This is a genomic window from Aeromonas sp. 160P, assembly GCF_055193095.1.
On the sequence record NZ_JBUXKV010000001.1, the window covers coordinates 3,939,150 to 3,959,119 of the forward strand.

20 protein-coding genes are annotated in these 19,970 nt (G+C 58.0%); 2 read left to right on the plus strand and 18 right to left on the minus strand.

Features of this window, described 5'->3' with window-relative positions:
• Positions 1–75: 75 nt before the first annotated feature.
• The 15 genes from flhB to fliE form a co-directional block, all read right to left on the minus strand.
• Positions 76–1,206 (minus strand): flagellar biosynthesis protein FlhB, encoded by a 1,131-nt coding sequence (flhB, locus tag ACY8FN_RS18250; protein ID WP_463100825.1) that lies wholly within the window; start codon positions 1,204–1,206, stop codon positions 76–78.
• The gene (gene fliR, locus ACY8FN_RS18255) at positions 1,199–1,996 is read right to left on the minus strand and encodes a flagellar biosynthetic protein FliR (RefSeq protein ID WP_463100826.1); all 798 of its coding nucleotides are present in this window, start codon (positions 1,994–1,996) and stop codon (positions 1,199–1,201) included. The genes flhB and fliR overlap by 8 nt, the downstream gene beginning before the upstream one ends.
• Positions 1,993–2,262, minus strand: a complete 270-nt coding sequence (gene fliQ / locus ACY8FN_RS18260; RefSeq protein WP_068976691.1) for a flagellar biosynthesis protein FliQ — start codon at positions 2,260–2,262, stop codon at positions 1,993–1,995. Before fliQ ends, fliR begins: the two co-directional genes overlap by 4 nt.
• A 25-nt stretch (positions 2,263–2,287) precedes the next feature.
• Complete coding sequence (fliP, locus tag ACY8FN_RS18265; protein WP_042020282.1) at positions 2,288–3,061, minus strand: flagellar type III secretion system pore protein FliP; 774 nt, start codon at positions 3,059–3,061, stop codon at positions 2,288–2,290.
• The gene (gene fliO, locus ACY8FN_RS18270; RefSeq protein ID WP_042020280.1) at positions 3,048–3,428 is read right to left on the minus strand and encodes a flagellar biosynthetic protein FliO; all 381 of its coding nucleotides are present in this window, start codon (positions 3,426–3,428) and stop codon (positions 3,048–3,050) included. Before fliO ends, fliP begins: the two co-directional genes overlap by 14 nt.
• Complete coding sequence (fliN, locus tag ACY8FN_RS18275) at positions 3,425–3,817, minus strand: flagellar motor switch protein FliN (protein WP_042020278.1); 393 nt, start codon at positions 3,815–3,817, stop codon at positions 3,425–3,427. The genes fliO and fliN overlap by 4 nt, the downstream gene beginning before the upstream one ends.
• 49 nt (positions 3,818–3,866) lie before the next feature.
• Positions 3,867–4,937, minus strand: a complete 1,071-nt coding sequence (gene fliM / locus ACY8FN_RS18280; RefSeq protein WP_042020276.1) for a flagellar motor switch protein FliM — start codon at positions 4,935–4,937, stop codon at positions 3,867–3,869.
• An 8-nt stretch (positions 4,938–4,945) separates the two neighbouring features.
• Positions 4,946–5,461 (minus strand): flagellar basal body-associated protein FliL, encoded by a 516-nt coding sequence (gene fliL, locus ACY8FN_RS18285; RefSeq protein WP_463100827.1) that lies wholly within the window; start codon positions 5,459–5,461, stop codon positions 4,946–4,948.
• 57 nt (positions 5,462–5,518) lie between these two features.
• On the minus strand, positions 5,519–7,435 hold the full coding sequence (locus tag ACY8FN_RS18290; protein WP_463100828.1) for a flagellar hook-length control protein FliK: 1,917 nt from the start codon (positions 7,433–7,435) through the stop codon (positions 5,519–5,521).
• 67 nt (positions 7,436–7,502) lie between these two features.
• Positions 7,503–7,943: a flagellar export protein FliJ gene (fliJ, locus tag ACY8FN_RS18295; protein ID WP_042020272.1), complete on the minus strand. Its 441-nt coding sequence runs from the start codon at positions 7,941–7,943 to the stop codon at positions 7,503–7,505.
• Between the two features lie 27 nt (positions 7,944–7,970).
• Entirely contained in the window at positions 7,971–9,302 is a 1,332-nt protein-coding gene (fliI, locus tag ACY8FN_RS18300) for a flagellar protein export ATPase FliI (RefSeq protein WP_042020271.1), read from the minus strand.
• A gap of 50 nt (positions 9,303–9,352) precedes the next feature.
• The gene (gene fliH, locus ACY8FN_RS18305; protein ID WP_438578566.1) at positions 9,353–10,174 is read right to left on the minus strand and encodes a flagellar assembly protein FliH; all 822 of its coding nucleotides are present in this window, start codon (positions 10,172–10,174) and stop codon (positions 9,353–9,355) included.
• Between the two features lie 68 nt (positions 10,175–10,242).
• Positions 10,243–11,304 carry a flagellar motor switch protein FliG gene (gene fliG / locus ACY8FN_RS18310; protein ID WP_042020268.1) on the minus strand — a complete coding sequence of 354 codons (1,062 nt, stop codon included), beginning with the start codon at positions 11,302–11,304 and terminating at the stop codon, positions 10,243–10,245.
• Positions 11,297–13,006 (minus strand): flagellar basal-body MS-ring/collar protein FliF, encoded by a 1,710-nt coding sequence (gene fliF, locus ACY8FN_RS18315; protein WP_463100829.1) that lies wholly within the window; start codon positions 13,004–13,006, stop codon positions 11,297–11,299. The genes fliG and fliF overlap by 8 nt, the downstream gene beginning before the upstream one ends.
• 46 nt (positions 13,007–13,052) lie before the next feature.
• Positions 13,053–13,370 carry a flagellar hook-basal body complex protein FliE gene (fliE, locus tag ACY8FN_RS18320; RefSeq protein ID WP_033135920.1) on the minus strand — a complete coding sequence of 106 codons (318 nt, stop codon included), beginning with the start codon at positions 13,368–13,370 and terminating at the stop codon, positions 13,053–13,055.
• 154 nt (positions 13,371–13,524) lie between these two features.
• Here fliE and ACY8FN_RS18325 point away from each other — a divergent pair, with 154 nt between their 5' ends.
• Both ACY8FN_RS18325 and ACY8FN_RS18330 read left to right on the plus strand, forming a co-directional pair.
• Positions 13,525–14,436 carry an AraC family transcriptional regulator gene (locus ACY8FN_RS18325; protein ID WP_463100830.1) on the plus strand — a complete coding sequence of 304 codons (912 nt, stop codon included), beginning with the start codon at positions 13,525–13,527 and terminating at the stop codon, positions 14,434–14,436.
• Positions 14,437–14,502: 66 nt separating this feature from the next.
• The gene (locus ACY8FN_RS18330; protein WP_463100831.1) at positions 14,503–16,254 is read left to right on the plus strand and encodes an amidohydrolase; all 1,752 of its coding nucleotides are present in this window, start codon (positions 14,503–14,505) and stop codon (positions 16,252–16,254) included.
• A gap of 91 nt (positions 16,255–16,345) precedes the next feature.
• On the opposite strand, the gene befA is transcribed toward ACY8FN_RS18330, so the two are convergent.
• The 3 genes from befA to ACY8FN_RS18345 all read right to left on the minus strand — a co-directional run bounded on the left by befA (position 16,346) and on the right by ACY8FN_RS18345 (position 19,833).
• Entirely contained in the window at positions 16,346–17,131 is a 786-nt protein-coding gene (gene befA / locus ACY8FN_RS18335; protein WP_101319315.1) for a beta cell expansion factor BefA, read from the minus strand.
• 244 nt (positions 17,132–17,375) lie between these two features.
• Positions 17,376–18,815, minus strand: a complete 1,440-nt coding sequence (gene pyk / locus ACY8FN_RS18340; RefSeq protein WP_042020263.1) for a pyruvate kinase — start codon at positions 18,813–18,815, stop codon at positions 17,376–17,378.
• Between the two features lie 163 nt (positions 18,816–18,978).
• Complete coding sequence (locus ACY8FN_RS18345; RefSeq protein WP_172954099.1) at positions 18,979–19,833, minus strand: MurR/RpiR family transcriptional regulator; 855 nt, start codon at positions 19,831–19,833, stop codon at positions 18,979–18,981.
• Positions 19,834–19,970: the final 137 nt, after the last annotated feature.

Sequence of the window (19,970 nt, forward strand, 5' to 3'; positions counted from 1 at the left end):
ATTAATGCAAGCATCAAGCCAAAACACCAAGCCATTGAAGTTAAATGATTTTATTATTATTGCGTCAGAACTTTGTCATTTTCGGTATTCGGTCGGGATGGGGAGGTCTTTGGCCAGCGTCTGAGGACGGCGTCCCTGACCACGGCGGAATTTTTTCAGTTGGAAGACATAGGCAAGCACTTGGGCAACCGCCGCAAACAGCCCTTCCGGGATCTCGTGGCCAATCTCGGTGGAATGATAAATAGCCCGGGTCAACTCAGGTGAGGGCATAATCGGGATCTCGTATTCCCTGGCTATCTCCCTGATCTTCATTGCGATTTCATCAGTGCCCTTGGCCACTACCTTGGGTGCGGCTCCGGGTTTGCCTGCATCATACTTGAGCGCCACCGAGTAGTGGGTCGGGTTGGTGATCACCACATCGGCCTTGGGCACATCCCCCATCATCCGGCGCATCGCCATCTGCATCTGCAACTGGCGGATCTTGCTCTTTACCTCGGGCTTGCCTTCGCTGTCCTTGAACTCGTCCTTCACCTCCTGCTTGGTCATCTTGAGTTGACGCATGTGGTTCCACTGCTGGAACGGCACATCGATGGCAACAATCGGAAGCAGGGCACAACAGAGGATGATCAACATCCAGAGAAACAGCTCAAGGGCGTCTATGATGCCGCCGGGGAATCCCTCCATGGAGAGGTTAAGCAGGTGATTGAACTGGCTGGAGAGCATCCACCAGGCAAACAGGGTAATAAACACCACCTTGGCGATGGACTTGACCAGCTCAATCAGCGACTGCACCCCGAACATCCGTTTCAAGCCACTGAGCGGGCTCAGTTTGCTCCATTTTGGCAGCATAGCTTCTGTCGAAAAATTCATCCCTCCCATCAGGGTGTTACCGATAAAGGCGGCAACGGCCACCAGGGCGAACAACAGCCCCAGCGGAAGGACCAATTCCGCCAGAAGCGCGGGCACCATGGCGATCATGGCGTTGGGATCAAACGCCTGCTCCCGATCCAGGGTAAAGCCCATGGTGACGACTTTGATCATTGCGGTCGCCAGCGAGCCCTTGAGCATCAGCAGGCCGAATACTGCTGACAGCAGGACGCTGGCGGTGCCCAGCTCCTTTGAACGTGCAATCTGCCCTTTATCACGGGCCTGTTGCAGTCGTTTGCCCGTGGGTTGTTCGGTACGTTCCTGATCGGTATCAGCCATGGGCACCACCAAAGCATTGGGTGTTGATCAGCTCGCAGCTGACCTCTTGTACCCGCTCCCACATCATGTCGAAATGGCCGAGGAAACCACCAATGGTGAGCCAGAGGATCAATAGACCCGACATCATGCTGACCGCAAAACCGATGCTGAAGATGTTGAGTTGCGGCGCGGCCCGAGTCATGACGCCAAAAGCAAAGTTGATCAGCAGCAGCGCAACGATGGCGGAGAGCGACATCACCAGCGATGCCTGATACATCACCCCGAGAAAACCGATCAGGGTGCGGATGGCTGGCAGAGACAGCCCACTGTCCGATACTGGTAACGTCTCAAAACTGAGGATCACCAGCCGCAGCATGATCAGATGACCATCCAGCGCCAGAAACACCAGGGTTGCCAACATCAGATAGAACTGACCCACCACGGGGGCCGACTGGCCATTCATCGGGTCCACCAGAGTGGCAAAACCCAGACTGGTCTGCATGGCAATGACCTGACCGGCCATCACGAAGCTCTCCATCAGAAACTGGGTCATCAGGCCGAGGGCAATACCGATCAGCAACTGCTGGCCCAATACCAGAAAGCTGCCGGCAGAGAAAAGTTCGATGGGGGGCATTTTCGGCAACAGCGGGACAATCAGAAAAGTGATGGCAAGGGCCAGCCCCATCCGTACTCGCGCAGGGGCGAGGCGGCTGCCAAATACCGCCATCACCATCAGCAGACTACTTACTCGTGCCAGCGGCCAGAGAATGGAAGACAACCACTCCATGATCAGAGCGGTTGTATAGGTCATCCCACCACCTCGGGGATTTGGTTCACCATCAACACGAAGAACTCCATCAGACTCTGTAAGCCCCAGTGAGCACCCGCTCCCAGCGCAAACAGGGTCACGATAAGACGGGGCAGAAAACTCAGGGTCTGTTCGTTGATGGAGGTGGCCGCCTGGAAGATGGCGACCACTAGCCCGATGGCAAGACTGGGCAGGATCACGGCACATACCATGATGGTCACCAGCCAGAGTGCCTCGCGAAAAACGTCGACAAAGGTTTCAGGACTCATGTTCGGGCTCCTTGCTCCACACCGGCTAACCGGCACCCAGTCCGAAACTGTTAGCCAGTGACCCCAGAATGAGGTTCCAGCCATCCACCATCACAAACAGCATCAGTTTGAAGGGCAGCGAGACGATCATCGGCGAGAGCATCATCATCCCCATCGCCATCAGGATACTGGCCACCACCAGATCGATGACCAGAAATGGCAAAAACAGCATAAAGCCAATCTGGAAGGCGGTTTTCAGCTCGCTGGTCACAAATGCCGGGATCAGCACCCGCAGTGGCACCTCGGCAGGCTTCTCCACCTGCACGTTGGCGATCTCCATAAAGGTATTGAGATCCTTGATCCGGGTCTGGGCCAGCATGAACTGATGGATGGGCAATGTAGCACGCTCCAGCGCCTCCTTGGCTTGAATGGTCTCGGCCAGATAGGGTTGCAGCGCCTCATCATTAATCCGGTCCAGCACCGGCGACATGATGAAGAACGACATAAACAGCGCAATGCCGATCAGCACCTGGTTGGAGGGGCTCTGTTGCAAACCGATCGCCTGACGCAAGATACCCAGCACCACTATGATGCGGGTAAACGAGGTCATCATGATCACCATGGCAGGCAAGAAAGAGAGCGCGGTCATCAGCGCCAGCACTTGCAGGGTCAGGCTGTACTCCTGGGAGCCATCCCCCATGGTCTTGACGGTCACCGCCGACATGGCGTCTTGCGCCAGCGCGGGCCAAGAGCAGAACAGTGGTATCAGCAAGCTGACCAGCAGCCCCATTTTCAGCAATAAACCGTTAGCTTTTTTCATGCTTGCCCATCAATTTGCCAAGCTGTTGTGAAAACGCCTGTGGCTGGCTCTCGTCCAGCGGCTCCTCCAGCCGACAGAGGAAGTTAACCTGTTGTGGCGTCACTCCGACCAGCAGTTGCTGTTCACCCACCTTGACCACCAGCAGCTTCTCTTTGTAACCCACCGGCAACGAGGCGATGACTCTCATCTGCCCGCCACCCATGGCAGTGGCAAGCTTGCTCTTTTTGAGCAGAAAACCCAGCACCAAAATGAGGCCAATCACCATCAAGCTGGAGAGCAGCCAGGAACTCAAACTGGGCGCGTTGGCTGATGCCCCAGTCTCGGCAAAGGCCGGTACCGGCAGCAGTAACAACAGGAGGCGCATCATTTGAGCTTCTTGATCCTTTCAATCTGGCTGATAACGTCGGTCAGACGGATACCGAACTTGTCATTCACCACCACCACCTCGCCGTGGGCGATCAGAGTGCCGTTGACCAGCACGTCCAGCGGCTCACCCGCGACGCGATCCAGCTCCACTACCGAGCCCTGGTTCAACTGCAGCAGGTTGCGAATACTGATCTGGCTACGGCCCACCTCCATGGCGATGGTCACCGGAATATCGAGAATCGTGTCGAGCTTGCGCCGCTCCTCAGCACTGATGGGAGCATCATCTTTCAGCTCTTCCAGCGGGGCCGGTTTGGCTTCTGCAATGACCTGCTCCTCCAGTGCCGCAGCCCAGGCATCAGCCATCAAATCCTCTTCCTCAGTTCCGCTCATCTTGTTTCCTTATGCTACTTCGTGACCGTTTATCGCAATAAACCGTCGATTATCGCTGTTGATCTTCGATACTGCGCTCGAGCTCTTCCAGCTCGGCCTCGCCATCAATACGTACACCGCCCCGGGTCACCAGATGCATCTCGGTCTTTACCCCTTCCGGGCGCTTGAGTTTATCGGTGATCTTGAGTGCCACATTGTCCTTGGTACGACCCATCTTGGCGTGGAAGGTCGGCAAGTCTTCCACATAGACCAGCAGATTTTCCGGCATATCGACCGGGATGATATCGCCAGGTCGCAGCTCCATCAGTTCGCGCAGGGTCAGCTCGGTTTCCAGCAACTTGGCCCGCATCTCGACCTTGACGTCCATGATCTCGTCGCGCAGTGCCTTGCTCCAGCGCACGTCAGTGTCGCCCTTGTCACTCTGCACACCGGCATCAAGCAGTTCGCGGATCGGTTCCAGCATGGAGTAAGGCATCGCCACGTGGAAGTCGCCGCCACCACCATCGAGTTCAATGTGGAACGAACTGACCACAATCACCTCGGTTGGGCTGACGATGTTGGCCATCGCCGGATTCACTTCAGAATCGAGGTACTCAAAGCCCACATCCATCACCGGTGCCCAGGCATCCTTGTAATCTTCGAACACCAGTTTGAGCAGCATCTGGATAATGCGCCGCTCGGTGGGGGTAAATTCACGCCCTTCGATCTTGGCGTGATAACGGCCATCGCCGCCGAAGAAGTTCTCCACCAGGATAAAGACCAAGCGGGCTTCCATGGTGATCAGGGCCGTGCCCTTGAGCGGACGAAAACGCACCATGTTGAGACTGGTCGGCACGAACAGGGTGTGAACGTACTCGCCAAACTTGAGCATCTGCACCCCGTTGATAGAGACCTCGGCGGTACGACGCATCATGTTGAACAGGCTGATCCGCATGTGGCGGGCGAAACGTTCGTTCACCAGCTCCAGCGTCGGCATGCGACCACGGACGATGCGGTCCTGGGAGGAGAAGTCAAACTGGGCAACGCCGGGATCCCCCGCCGAGCCTATCTCCTCCTCTTCGACATCATCGACACCGTGCAAGAGGGCATCAATTTCGTCCTGACTTAACAGATCGCTCACGCTTCCACCTACTGCATCACAAAGCCGGTAAACAGCACTTGTTCGATAACGGGGGAAGAGACCAGGTCCTTGAGCACCCGACGGCACTCTTCCAGTGAATCCTTACGCAGCTTCTCCTTGCCTTCAAAGGTCATCAGCTGCTCGGCACTGGCCGCGCTGAATACCCGCAGCAAAGTACCTTCAATAAGGGGAATATTCTGTTTGGCCAAGGCCTCGTCGGCCGTGCCCCGCACCATCAGCTGGATCTTGATCTGCACCAGCCGATCCCGTTGGGCACCCGCAACGTTGAATACGAAGGGGCGTGGCATTCCTACATAGAGGGAGGGTTGAGGTGCTTCTACCTTGGGCTTGGCCCCTTCTCCTTCGGCCGCTTCTGCTGGTGGTCTCTCCGAGCCGGAGAGCATCAGGAAGGCACCCGCGCCACCACCGCCCAGCAAAATGACCGCCAGAGCAATGATAATGATCAGCTTCTTTTTTTTACCCGCAGCCGGGTCTTTTAGCGTCAATTCGGTATCGTCTGCCATCCCTTGTCCACCCTAGTCTCAAACTTGTTCGATATCATAAACTTACTCGGGATTGCATCAAGCATAGAAATCAATTGCGCTGCTGTTTTCCGATCCCACCAGCACACTCAGGGTCGACGTTGTAATATTTCCCTCATCTTGCCTGTTACCTGAGCTCGACTGACCACTACCCTGCCCCTGCTGACCCTGTCCGGTAAAGGCTGGCTGTCCCTGTTGTTGCTGTTGCTGCTGTTGTGACTGTTGTTGAACCTGGGTCTGGCCAAGCTGGATCCCCTGTCCTGCCAGCATCTCCCGCAGCCGGGGCATCGACTGCTCCAGCATCTCGCGAGTCTGCCCATGTTGTACCACGAAATGCACGTTGGCCTGGCTGTCGGCACCGATCTGGATCTGGATTTTCATCTTGCCAAGGCCAAGGGGATCGAGCTGGATCTCCGCCTGCTGCAGTTTTTCCGCCAGCATCACGTTGACCTTCTGGTGCAACTCGGCGGGTGCCTCCTGGCCGGCCAACTTCAGATGAGGTAATTGTGCTGGCTCACGGCGTAATGTGCCCTCTGCAGCGGGAGTCCGGCTGTCGGCCACCTGAGCCTGGGTCTGGGTGTGCTGACTATGTTGTACCGTTTGGCTCTGGCTGCTTTCGCTGCTCGATGCCGTGGCAAGGAGGCTCTTGTCCACCTCAGCAGCCTTCGGTTTTACCTCCAGCTGCACCGCTTTGCGTACCTCGTCGGTGCCCGTCACTTCCATCTGCTTGATGCCAGCTGAAATGGTCGACAGCGGCGCTTGCGGCCCCTGGGATTCGGCCTGTGCCAACACCTGCTGCGGCGCTACCATCACCGGCGCGGCGGCGCTATCGGTTTGGGCCGTAACATTGGGCGTCACACTGCTCTGGGCTGCGGCACTTGCTGCAGTACTTTGCGCCGTCGCCCCTTGATTGGCTGATGCGGCAGTGGCTGGCTGCGGGCTACCCTCGGCAGCACTCTTCTCTGTCCCCTTGCCAGCTGCACCACTGCCCTCTGCGGTAGCAGCACCCGCCTCAGGCTGCTTGACCCCCTCGCTGAATGCCTTGAGGGCTGCCCCCTGAGTCGCTGCTTGCGCAGTCTGTCCCTTGCCAGTCACGGCGTTGCTGGCTGCGGGGTCGGATCTGCTGTCGCCAGCGTCTTTCGCTGCGGGTGACTCACCGGGTTTGGTGGTGCTTGTCGACTCATCGACCGGCAACACCTTGGCCAGCTGGGCCATCCGCTCTGCCACCGTGAGAGGCTTGGTGTGCTTGCCATCTGCCCCGAGGGTTTCTCCCTTGGCAGAGGCTTTCTCCCCGGACTGCCCATCCGGGGTGGTTGCGGCATCTTCCCCCTCAGAGGGGAGGGTGGCGGAAGAGGCATCGCCCTGCGCCACCCCTCGCGCCGCAGAGGGCGATACCGTGGTATCAAGAGTCGATTTTCCGGTCGTTGTCAGCGGCGATTGCGCCTCGGCCTGACTGGCAAGCTGGCGGGCAATCCTTGCTGCGGCAGGGGCCTGTTCGCTTTCATCAAGCGCAATGCCCTCCTGCTCACCCTGTTGCGGCAACGGATTGCCGTCTACCGCAGTGGCGCTCTGTTGGGGCGCCACCGCCAGCTGGGGCGTCACTAGCGAGGTATCCAGCTTGAGGGAGTCTTGCAGACGCAGCAGAAAGTCGGTGGCTGGGACCTCCTCCACCTTGTTGTCGGCGTCAGGATCCTGCTCCTTGCTGGTCTCTTCTTTGGGAGAGGTGCTCTCGGTCGCCAAAGATTTGGCTGATCGGGCATTGTTACCGCCCTGAGTGGCCTCGGCGGCGCCCTGTTCACTGTTCTGGGCCTTGGCAATCAGGGTAGCGAAATCACCCTTGCTGTCGCTGCTGGTTCCCCCATCGATGCTTTTGCTCTCGACGGAACCGCTCAAAGGCGCTTTATCCAAACCGTTAGCCACAGTTGGGGGAGCTTGTGTCAACAGTGTCTGCATCATGATGGGATCCCTGAATTCTGGCGGCCCCCAAAGCGATGGCCCCCGACTATGTCCAGATCAAAGCAAGTTACAGGCCAGCTTGATGAAAGCGGCGCAGCATGGCGTATTCATCCAGCATTTTCTGCTCCTGACGCTGGGCTTTCTGCTGCTCGCGGCCCGCCTGCTTCTTCAACAACAACTCGACAGCCTTACGCCGCTGTTGGGCCGCCAGCCACTCTTCACGGCGCAACTCCAGCGCCTGACGCACCTGCAGCACCCCTTCGTACTGCTGGGTAGCCGCTTGCTCAAGCTTGCTGATAAAAGCGTGATACTGAGTGTTTTGCTGGGCGGTGATCCCTTGCAGACCGCGATCGGTCCACTGCTGGTGATAGATCTGACGATATTGGTTAAGGGCGTTTTGCTGATCCATGAACAGCTTGAGATCCTGCTGCGCCTTCACCAGCGCCAGCGCACACTGCTGCTCCGCCTCCACCAGCCGATCAGCCAACAATAGCAACCCTTTACTCATGGCCGACCTCCTCCATCAACGCCGTTATCAACGCATCAGTGGCATGGCCACCATCTGCAAGGCTTGCAGGCCATCATCATAGTGAATGACCTCGCGCATTCCCTGTTGCAAGAACTGATCCAGATAGGGTTTTTGAATGATGGCGCGGTCGATGCGGGGATCGGATCCCTGGCTGTAAGCGCCGATGGTGATGAGGTCCCGGTTCTGCTGATAAAGGGAGTAGAACTGCTTGAGGGTACGCGCCAAATCCATATGTTCCGGCGAGGTGACCATGGGCATGACCCGACTAATTGATTTTTCGATATCGATGGCCGGATAGTGGCCCGCATCGGCCAATTCGCGCGACAACACTATGTGACCATCAAGGATCGCCCGCGCCGCATCGGCGATGGGGTCTTGCAGGTCATCCCCCTCGGTCAGTACGGTGAAGAAGGCGGTGATGGAGCCCTGGCCATCACTGCCGTTCCCCGCCCGCTCCACCAGCGCCGGTAATTTGGCAAACACCGAGGGCGGGTAGCCCTTGGTTGCTGGCGGCTCGCCCACCGCCAGCGCGATTTCACGCTGAGCCTGAGCGTAACGAGTCAGCGAATCCATCAGCAGCAAGACGTTGAGCCCCTGATCGCGAAAATACTCGGCAATGGCCAGCGCCGTTTCACACCCCTTGAGACGCATCAGCGGCGAGGCATCAGCTGGCGCCGCCACCACCACAGAGCGGGCTCGCCCCTCCTCACCCAGAATGTCTTCGATAAACTCTTTCACTTCCCGGCCCCGTTCACCGATTAGCCCCACCACGACCACGTCGGCTACCGAGCCACGGGTCATCATACCGAGCAGCACCGACTTGCCGACGCCTGAACCGGCAAACAGCCCCATCCGCTGGCCCTGTCCTACCGTCAACACGGCGTTGATGGCGCGCACCCCTACGTCCATCGGTTGATGGATCGGGCGGCGTGAGAGCGGGTTGATGCGGTGCTGGGCAAACTGCACCGTTTGAGAGGAGAGAATGGGGCCGAGACCATCCAGCGGCTGTCCGATACCGTCGATGACCCGGCCCAGCAAATTCATGCCAACCGGAATGCCATGCTCCTCGGTCATCGGCACCACCCGGGCGCCAGGAATAACCCCCTTGAGCTGTTCACTCGGCATCAAAAACAGCCGATCACCGGAGAAACCCACCACTTCGGCCTCCAGCTCGCCATCTTGAGTATCGATGCGGCAAAGGGCACCGATCGCCGCACTACAGCCGATGGCTTCCAGCGTCAGACCCACTACCCGGGTCAATTTACCGGCTACGGGGGGCTTGGGGGCAATACCGCGCACCCGATACCCTTGCAATCTGGTGAGTAACGAGCCGCTCATCTGGCCTCCTGAGAGATAAAAGATTCAGCCGGACAAGAGTCCGGCCTTCGTTATGGACGAGCGTCCTGCGAGACCGGATTTTGCGATGACGAATTGTCCCGCAAAAAGTTGCGCAGCAGCTGTTCGATGCGTCCCGAGAGGGTCAAGTCGATGCTGGAGAGTACCGTTGCCAGCTGCAGATCACCGGGGGAGAGAGTGGGATCGCTCTGCAATCGCCACTGGCGCTTGGCACACTCTTCCGCTCCGAATGCCTGCTCAACCCGGGCGAGGTCATCGGGATGGAGCATCAGGGTCACCCCCTGTTCGGCGGCAGGGAGCAGCGCCAACCCCTGTTTCAGCGCTTCCAGCAAGATGCGGGGGGAGGTCTCTGCTTCATGGCGAATAAGTGTACGTGCCAGTTGCATCACCAGCGAGATGAGCTGCTGCTCCACCGCTTGATCCAGCTCACTCAGCGGAGTGGCAAGGCGGGAGACCAGCCCCTGCCAGTGGGCGATCTCCTGATCAACCAGGTCGCGCCCCATGGCAAGCCCCTCTTCTTTGCCCTGCTCCAGCCCAACCTGGTGCCCCTGTTGCAGGCCTTCCAGCTTGCCCTCTTCTTGTCCCTTGGCAAAGCCAGCGGCATGACCTTCGGCCATACCCTCTTCCCAGGCAGCCTGGCGGATCGCCTCCAGCTCTTGAGCGGTAATACTCGGCAGCGGCTCCGGTTCTGGCTCCGGCTCAACGACCTCCTCCTCCTGCTGATACCAGTCAGGCGCAAAACCGAGGGCATTGGTCTCGACCGCCGCTTCGACCTCCATCTGTGGCCAGCCCCACGCCTCTACCGGAGCATCTTCCCCGTCAGGACGCACGTAGCCACGCAGTTTGTTATTCATTGCTTGAGGTACCCCTTGTCACAGCCTGATGCCGCATCTGCACAACCGTACCCTTGATGACCCATGGTTTAGAGGAACTCCTCACCGCCACCGCCACCCAACATGATCTCGCCAGCATCAGCAAGACGACGGGCGATGGAGAGGATCTCTTTCTGGGCGGCTTCCACTTCGGAGACCCGGATCGGCCCCATGGCCTCCAGATCGTCCGCCAGCATTTCCGCCGCACGCTTGGACATATTCTTGAAGATCTTCTCGCGCATCTGATCGTCGGAGCCCTTGAGCGCCCGTTGCAGCAACTCACCCGGCACTTCCCGCAGCATGGTCTGGATACCGCGGTCGTCCACATCGATGAGGTTTTCGAACACGAACATCAGATCCTGAATTTGCTGGCTCATCTCTTCATCCGACTCGCGGATAGAGTCCATCAGCTGGCCTTCGATGTTGGTATCCAGATAGTTCATGATGTTGGCTGCTGCCTTCAGGCCACCCATCTTGGCAGCCTGAGCACCCGCCGCACCGGCAAACTGTTTCTCCATAATGTCGTTCAGCTCTTGCAGTGCCGCCGGTTGCACCTCTTCCAGGTTGGCGATCCGCATCACCAGATCCAGCCGCACCTGCTCCGGGAACTGGCTCAGGATCTCGGCGGATTGCTCCGGCTCCAGATAGGAGAGCACGATAGTCTGGATCTGCGGGTGTTCGTTCAGGATGATACTGGCCACCTGACGAGCATCCATCCACTTGAGGGAGTCGAGGCCGCGGGAGCCTGAACCCAATATGATTTGATCCACCAGATTACTGGCTTTGTCCTCGCCAAGGGCCGCCACCAGCGCCTTACGCACGAAATCTTCGCTGCCGATACCGATGTTGGTGTACTTCTGGATATCGTCGATGAATTGACGGTGCACCGCCGCTACCCGATCGTGACTGAAGTCAGACATGGAGGCCATCGACATACCGAGCCGCTGCACCTGCTTTGGCTCGAGATGGCGAAAGATTTGGGCGGCATCCTCTTCATTGAGGCTCAACATCAGTACCGCAGCCATCTCTATGCCGGACATCTGATCGAGGATCTGGCGCTGGCCGTCGGTGATGTCATTACCGATGACTTGAGTCTTCTTTTCTTCAGGCATCTTTGTTGGTTACCCATTCTTTAATGACCTGAGCGGCCAGATCCGGTTCGTTCGCCACCAGCGCACGCACCGCCTTGAGCAAGTCTTCATCGCGGTGCAGATCAGGCAGCTTCAGCTGACCATCGCGCACACCGAATACCTGATCGCCCTCCACTTGAGCGGACAGCAGGCTCAGCTCGTCATCGCCCCCCAGCACAGTGTGGTTGTCAAAATCTACTTCCCCTTCCGGTTTGGCATCCGGGTAGAGCAGTCGCTTGAGCATGGGGCGAACCACGGTGACAATCAATACGATAATCACCAGCACTGACGCAGCTATGCGTACCGCACGCCAGAACCAGGGCTGTTCGTAGATCGGCAGGTCGGCGACACTTTCCAGCTCGGGGCGATTAAACGGAATGGCGACCACTTCAAGGGTATCACCCCGGGTCACATCAAAACCAAGGCCGCCACTCAGCAGACGGCGCAGGGTATCGATTTCGGCCTGACTACGGGCCTCACGGGTCACAGCACCATCCGCTCCGGGCACCGCTTTGTAATCGACCGCCACCGAAACGGTCATGCGGCGAATGCCACCCATCTGGCGACGGGTGTGACTGACGGTGGTATCCAGTTCGAAGTTGCGGGTCGCCTCTTTGCGCGAGCGGCCAGAGGCTGCAGCGCTGGCACCATCAGCAGTGGCCGCCTGCTCGGGAATGTTGGACGCGGCAGGCGGCTGGTTGGAGAGTGCCCCCGGCACTCCGCCGCTACTACCATTGGCGCTGTTCTCTTCCATGGTCATTTCGGAGCGCACCGCAGGCAGATCCGGGTTGTAAGTCTTGCGGGTTTGCTCCTGCTGGGAGAAGTCGAGGGAGAGATCCACTTCCGCCGTATAGTTGTCGGCACCCAGCACCGGGATCAGAATCGCGTCAATTTTTTGCTTGTACTCAATCTCTTGCTTCTGCTGCATGGCAAACTCTTTGCGAGTCTGGGCAGAGACCGGGTCTTGCGAGCCGGAGTTGAGCAAGCGGCCATTCTGATCGGTGACGGTGACGCGAGTTGTCTCAAGGCCGTGCACGGCAGAAGCGACCATATCGACGATGGAGTCCACCTCACCCTGCCCCAGCGCCGCCCCTTTCAGGTTGAGCACCACGGTGGCACTGGGTTTGCGCTCATTGCGGGCAAACACGTTGTCTTTCGGGATAGCCAGCAGCACTTGCGCCTTGGCCACATTCTGGAACTGCTCGATGGCGCTGGCCAACTGGCGCTCGCGGCTCAGCTTCAGACGCTCGCTCTCCATCCGCTGGCTGACGCCGAAACTGGAATCTTTCAGCAGGATATCTTCACCACCATTGGTGGCATCAACGACATTGGCGAGACCGGCACGGGTCAGGGCCAGCTGGATAGTGGGGTAACTTTCAGCGCTAACCAGTACGCTCTTGCCATCCACTTCATAGGGGATCTTTTGCTGATCGAGGAAGTCGAGGGTCTTCACCAGCTCCTGGGTGCTGTAGGTGCCGAGGGGACGCATGTCCGGCTCCTTGCCCCACAACAGGATGAAGACGGCAATGGCCAGACAGATGGCAAGCCCCAGGATCAGGGTGATTTGCCGCAGCACATCGGTGTTGGACAGGAAGCCCAGCGCCGAACTTTTCTGCTCATTTTCATCGAGGGCGGCAGTGCCCTCATCGTTCATCAGCAGATCGCCGTTTTGGTCAGTAGCCACGATTTATGTCCTTATTGCTGACATGTTCATGATGTTCAGTAATCACTTATACCGGCATGTTCATGATGGTCTTGTAGGCATCGACCATCTTGTTGCGCACCTGTACTGTGGCTTCAAAGGCGATTGACGATTTTTGGCCAGCGATCATCACCTCGGCCAGATCCACCGACTTGTCGCCCATATCGAAACGGGTGCGCAGATCATTGGCGGCGCCTTGCAGCTCGTTGACGTTGCCGAGCGCCTGTTGCAGCAGCTGACCAAAGTCGGAGGTGACCGGACGACCGGGCTGTGCCAGCGGCGTTGCGCCAGCTTCGATCTTGAGCGCCTGCATCTCTTGCATCAGGCTGCTTGCACTTATTTCCATTTTCCATCCCCAGACAAATCATTGACGCTGACAGCCAATAAGCAATTAGAGTGCCAATGCGTTAATAGTGCGGCGAGGATGAGTGGCCAGACCAGGCCGGACGGGTTCGACAACGGCAGGTGGCTCTGATTAAATCCGACTCTGACGCCCACTTTTGCTGGCTGGCAAGGAGTCCGCTCTGGATTATCGCAAACCTGTGTTCAAGGCGATGGACTACATCAGCCACCATCTGGATGACAACCCTGGCCTGGATGAGGTCGCGACCGCGGCCGCCATCTCCACCTTTCACTTCCACCGCATTTTCAAGGCGATGGTCGGCGAGACCATTGCCGGCTTTACCCGGCGCCTGCGGATGGAGCGCGCCGCCCGTCGTTTGCTGGCCTCCCCCCAGAGTGACATCACCACCCTCGCGCTGGCCGCCGGGTTCTCCAGCTCCCAGAATTTCGCCAAGGCCTTTCGCCTGCACTTCGCCATGAGCCCCTCGGAATACCGCCAGCAACAAGGGGGAAACTGGAAAAGCAAGATTGGAAACGATCCCCTGCCCTTTCAAACCTATGATGGCCTGGTCATGCACCCGGTCACCGAACACCCGGGTCTGTTGCAGGGGGCAAGCGTCAAGCAGATGCCCGCCCGGCGCGTGGCGTACATGCGCCGCCTGGGCCCCTATGGCAAGGAGACCTGCGAACAAGCCCATCGGGATTTGCTCGCGCTGTTCGCCTCAGACCAGGCGATGACACCGGCGGGCACCCTGAGTCTCTATTGGGATATCCCCGATATCACCGATGAGACGCGCTGCCGTACTGACGTCTGCATCGAGCTGGGGCCAACGATCCCCGCTGGGCGCCAGTTAACCACCCAGACCATCGCCGCTGGCCCCTATGCGGTGTGTCAGTTTATCGCTCGCGGCGATCAACTGGTCGCCAGCTGGGAGACGGCGTTTCGCTGGTTGGTGAGCAAAGGGCTGAACTGCGACGATCGCCCGTGTTACGAGCAATACCATGGGGGCACTGACCCTGACCGGGATCATTACGTGTTTGATATCTGTATCCCGCTGATCAACCGATAAGCCGATACCTCATTTCCATTTACCCACTTCGGTGCCTGCGGGCGCCGAAGCGACGGAGTCATGCCCATGAATATCAAAACGCTGTTGCTCGCCAGCCTGCTGGTGACGCTTCCGGCTGCCGCCAATGCCCAGTCACAGAGCCAGACCCTGATCTTTGGCGGCACCATCTACAGCGGCGATCCGGCGAATCCTCATCCGGAAGCGGTCGGCATTGAAGGTAAAAAGATCGTGGCGGTCGGCAGCTATCAGGAGGTCAGCACCCGCCTCGGCAGCCACGCCAAACGCCTTGATCTGCAAGGAAAGTATCTGATGCCAGGGCTTATCGACAGCCATGTTCACGCGGCATTTGCCGGTTTTCAGGGGATGACGGTTAACTTTCCCGATGCCATGAATGAGGTTGAGCAGCTGCAACAATTTCTGACCCGCAGCAAGGATGATCCCCGCCTGACACTGGGTGATGTGCAGCTATACAGTAATGTCTCCCTCGACTACTGGCATCAGCTTCCCCTGCTCGATCAGGTGTTCAATGGTCCGCAATACCGGCAGATCCCCGTAGTGCTGGCCGGTTCGGATGCCCACACCGGTTGGGCCAATCAGGCCATGCTGCGCAAGGCAGGCATTGATGCCAAGGCCCTTGCCGGTTGTTATGCCCCGCTGAAAGGCAATTTTGGCCTCACCCCATCCGGCCAGCTGAATGGCTTTGCCTCGGAAGGCGGCTGGGATGCCATCCTCAAGGCGCTGCCACCTGTCAGCGACGAGACGATTGCCAATGCCATCATGACCGCCGCCAAACAGCTCAATCAGGTGGGTATCACCGCCTGGATGGACCCTATCAGCAACATTCGCCCCCTCGCGCCCATCTTTAATGCCGAGCCGGATCGCCGCGACACCGGCCTGCTGCCGGCGTACAGCATGCTCTCCCGAGAAGGCAAGCTGACCGGCCATGTGTCCGCGCTGGCACTGGTGGGGATCCATGCCTCGCCCGCCATCATTGATGACGTATTGGCGCTGCAACAGCAGTTTCAAGACGCCCCGGACGTCAAACTGGTGGGGATCAAGATCCTGCAAGACGGCGTCATCGAGTTTCCATCCCAGACCGCCAAGTTGAGCGAACCCTACCTCAACCGCCCCGGTTACAGCGGCAAAGACGATCTGGACAAGCAGCGTTTCAACGAGCTGATCCGCACCGCGGATGCCCATCAACTGATCGCTCATTTTCATGCCATCGGCGATCGGGCCGTCCGTGAATCCCTCGATGCCATCGCCTATGCCCGGGCCCACAACCGGGATCACCGCCTGCTGCACAGCATCACCCATCTGGAGGTGGTGAGCCCGGCCAGCATCGCCCGTTTCAAACCGCTCAATGTGGCCGCGTCGATGCAACTGCTGTGGGCCGGGAAAAACGTAGCGACCACCATGCTGCTGGAGGGGAAAGTGCCCCCGGCCCTGCTGGCCCGCCTCTATCCGGCAGGCAGTCTGCTGCAAAGCGGCGCCATTATCGCCGGTGCCAGTGACTGGCCGGTCTCCAGCCCCAGCCCTTTCCTCGCCATGTATACCGCGATCACCCGCCAGGGTGAGCTTGGCTTGCTGCCACCAGCCAGCGAACAGATCAGCCGTCAGGCTATCTTGCAGGCGTATACCCTCAATGCAGCCAAGGTGATTGGGCAGGAGAAAGAGATTGGCTCCATCAGCGCAGGCAAGAGTGCTGACCTGATCTTGCTGGATCGCAATCTGGAGCAGGTAGCGAGCGAGCAGATCAAGGAGACCAAGGTGCTCTGGACCATGTTCAAGGGCAAGCAGGTCTATGTAGCCCACTGACCCCGAGAAAACCAACAGGCCCGCATTGCGGGCCTGTTGGCGGGATCACGGCAAGCTTATGGCGTGCAGTGAGCAACCTATAACGGCGAGATTAGCGGCTCGTTTCAGTCAAGTCCTTGTCAATCCAGTATTTGGAGCCGGAGATATTGGCATCGAGCAGCAGCCCCTTCTCGCCAATCTGGTAGATCGCCATGCCGCCGTTGTATTTGGCGGTCAGCTCGGCGCTCTCCTTGCCAGCCACTACCCCCACTTCGGAGGTGGCTTCCCAGCCCTGGGTCACGAAGGCATCGAATCTGGCCTTGTCTTCAAACAGGATCACCTGCTGATAGAACTTGCCGCCAATCCCGGCCGCCAAGCCAGCGCCAAACATCTTCATATAGGTGTGCTTGCCGTTTTTGCGATTGACCGCCACTCCGGCCCCTTGATTGGTATGCAGCATCAGGGAGAACTTGCGCGAATCAAACACCGCATAACCATAAGCCTTGTCAAACAGCAATTTGGCTGATGGCTGCTCGTTGAACAACCGGATCAGCGCAGTGTCGGCCATGGTATTGAGCGCGACTCTCGCCTCTTTCGCCGTCTTGGGGTTGAGCATCTCGTTGAGCTCTTTATCGGCGGCCTTCAACCACTCCTTGCCGGTCGCGATGCTCTTGTCGGTCCAGACCCCGGCGGTATTGAAGGCATCCTCACCCCAGGCCGAGATAGAATCCCAGCTCTTCTTGGAAAAATCGCTGACGTCCTGCCACACCTCTTTGCCCGTTTCACTCACCGCGGCCCCCAGATCAGAGGCTGCAGCCTTGAGTTTTGCCCAATCGGCATAGCAGGGCGAAAATGCCAGACTCAGTGATAAGGCCAGCAACCAGTTACGCTTTTTCATCTTCTTGCTCCCGTTCAGAGTGAGGGACCTTGTGGCACACCCGCGATCCGGCACATGGCTATGCGGCCGCCATCCGGTGTGCTTTTTATCCGGTTCATGTCTGCATTATCAGGAGGACCGGTGATCGAAGCAATCATTGAGTCCTTCACCACCCGATGCTGACGGCAGAGTTCCCCAGTAACAGTCATAAAAAAAGCTGCCCGCCAGTGGCGAGCAGCTTTGATAACACAGTAGATAGCAGCCGTTATTCGACCATCATCACCTTGCAGGTGTTGGTACTGCCCACGGTTTCCATCTTGTCACCGTGGGTCAGCAGCACCATGTCGCCACTCTGCACCAGGCCTTTGGCCTTGAGTACGTCCAGCGCGTCACGGCACACTTCGTAGACCGGCTTGGTCTCGTCGCCGTCAAACATCACCGGGGTGACGCCACGGTAGAGGTTGGTCCAGGCCAGGGTCTTGTTGTGGGGAGACATGGCGAAGATCGGCAGACCGGAGCTGATACGGGACATCAGCAGCGGGGTGGTGCCAGATTCGGTCAGCGCCACGATCGCCTTGACCCCTTCCAGGTGGTTGGCGGCATACATGGTCGACATGGCCAACGCCTCTTCCACCGAGGTAAAGGTATAGCTCATGCGGTGATTGGAAACGTTCAGGCTCGGGTGCTTCTCGGCACCGACACAGACGCTCGCCATGGAGGTGACGGTCTCGATAGGGAACTGACCAGCGGCGGTTTCAGCGGAGAGCATCACCGCATCGGTACCATCCAGCACGGCGTTGGCAACGTCCATCACTTCGGCACGGGTCGGCAACGGAGCATTGATCATCGACTCCATCATCTGGGTCGCAGTGATCACCACCCGGTTCAGACGACGGGAATAACGGATCAGCTTTTTCTGCACGCCAACCAGCTCGGGGTCACCGATCTCGACCCCCAGATCACCACGGGCGACCATCACGGCATCGGAACCGAGGATGATATCTTCCATCGCCTCATCGGTAGCGACGGTTTCAGCGCGCTCCACTTTAGCCACAATCTTGGCGTTAGAACCGGCTTCGCGGGCCAGCTCGCGAGCATAGCGCAAGTCATCGCCACAGCGGGGGAAGGAGACGGCCAGATAGTCCACGTTCATCAACGCAGCGGTCTTGATATCTTCTTTATCTTTCTCGGTCAGGGCTGGCGCGGAGAGACCACCGCCTTTTTTGTTGATGCCCTTGTTGTTGGAGAGCGGCCCGGCCACAGTCACAGTGGTATGAATGCGGGAACCTTCAACCTGCTCGACTTTCAGCTGCACCCGACCGTCGTCCAACAGCAGGATATCACCGGCGATCACATCGTCAGGCAGACTCTTGTAGTCAATGCCGACCTGCTCCTGGCACCCTTCGCCCTTACCAAGGGCTGCATCGAGAATGAATTTGTCACCGATAGCCAGATAGACCTTGCCATCCTTGAAGGTGGATACCCGAATTTTCGGGCCTTGCAGGTCACCCATGATGGCAACGTGGCGGCCAAGCTTGGCAGCAATCTCACGCACCTGATTGGCACGCAGAATATGGTCTTCCGCAGTACCATGAGAGAAGTTCATCCGCACCATGTCGGCACCGGCAAGAATGATCCCCTCAAGGATCCCTTCGCGGTCGGTAGCCGGACCAAGTGTGGTAACAATTTTTGTACGTCTAGGCATGAAAAACTCCAATGTGAAGTGGATATAACTTGAGATTCTGCCCTATCGAGCCCATGGCTCGATGCACCCGTTTGCAAACCATCTGGGTGGTTTTTGTTATTAAATTACAATACTACACCACTGCGCGGGGCAGTGACAGCCGGGGGCTAACGCCCCCGCCGATTCAGGAAGAGTGCGGGGTTTCGAAGCGGGATTCACGCAATCCCTCTTTTACTTTTTTCAAATTTTCGCGAAATTTCATCCCACGGCGCAGGGTAAAACCGGTCGCCAGCACATCAACCAGCGCCAGCTGGGCGATGCGAGAAGCCATCGGCATGTAAACATCGGTATCTTCCGGCACATCCATGGAGAGCACCAGATTACACTCACGGGCCAGCGGGGAATCTTTGGCGGTCATGCCGATCACTGTGGCATCGTTCTCGCGTGCCAGCGCGGCGATCTCGACCAACGCTTTGGTGCGACCAGTGTGGGAGATCAGCACCACCACATCCCCTTCACTACCGTTGATACAGCTCATCCGCATCATGACGATATCTTCAAAGCTCACCACGGGAATATTGAAGCGAAAAAATTTGTTCTGGGCATCGCGGGCAACGGCAGAAGAAGCCCCCAAACCAAAGAAGCTTATCTTCTTGGACTGGGTCAGGATATCGACGCAGCGGTTGATGGCGGAGATATCCAGGCTGTTCTTGGCCGCATCCAGACAGGCCATGGTGGATTCGAAGATCTTGGCGGTGTAGGTATCCGGGCCATCTTCCGCTTCCACATGACGATTAACATAAGGGGTGCCATTGGCCAGGCTCTGGGCCAGATGGAGTTTGAAATCGGGAAAGCCTTTGGTATCGAGACGACGGCAAAAACGGTTGACGGTCGGTTCACTGACGTCGGCCATCTTGGCCAGGGTGGCGATGCTGGAGTGAATGGCCGTCTGGGGAGAGGCCAGGATCACCTCGGCAACCTTGCGTTCCGATTTACTGAAACTTTCCAAGTTGTTCGTAATTTTATCAAGGGTATTCATCATCACCACCAGGCGTTTTTGTAATTTAGCTTCAATGTCTCTGCACTGAATCTACGACTAAGCATGCTGCCAATCAAGCTAAGGACTATACAAGACAAGCGGTTATCGCAACTAACACCTGCCATACAAAGTATGAC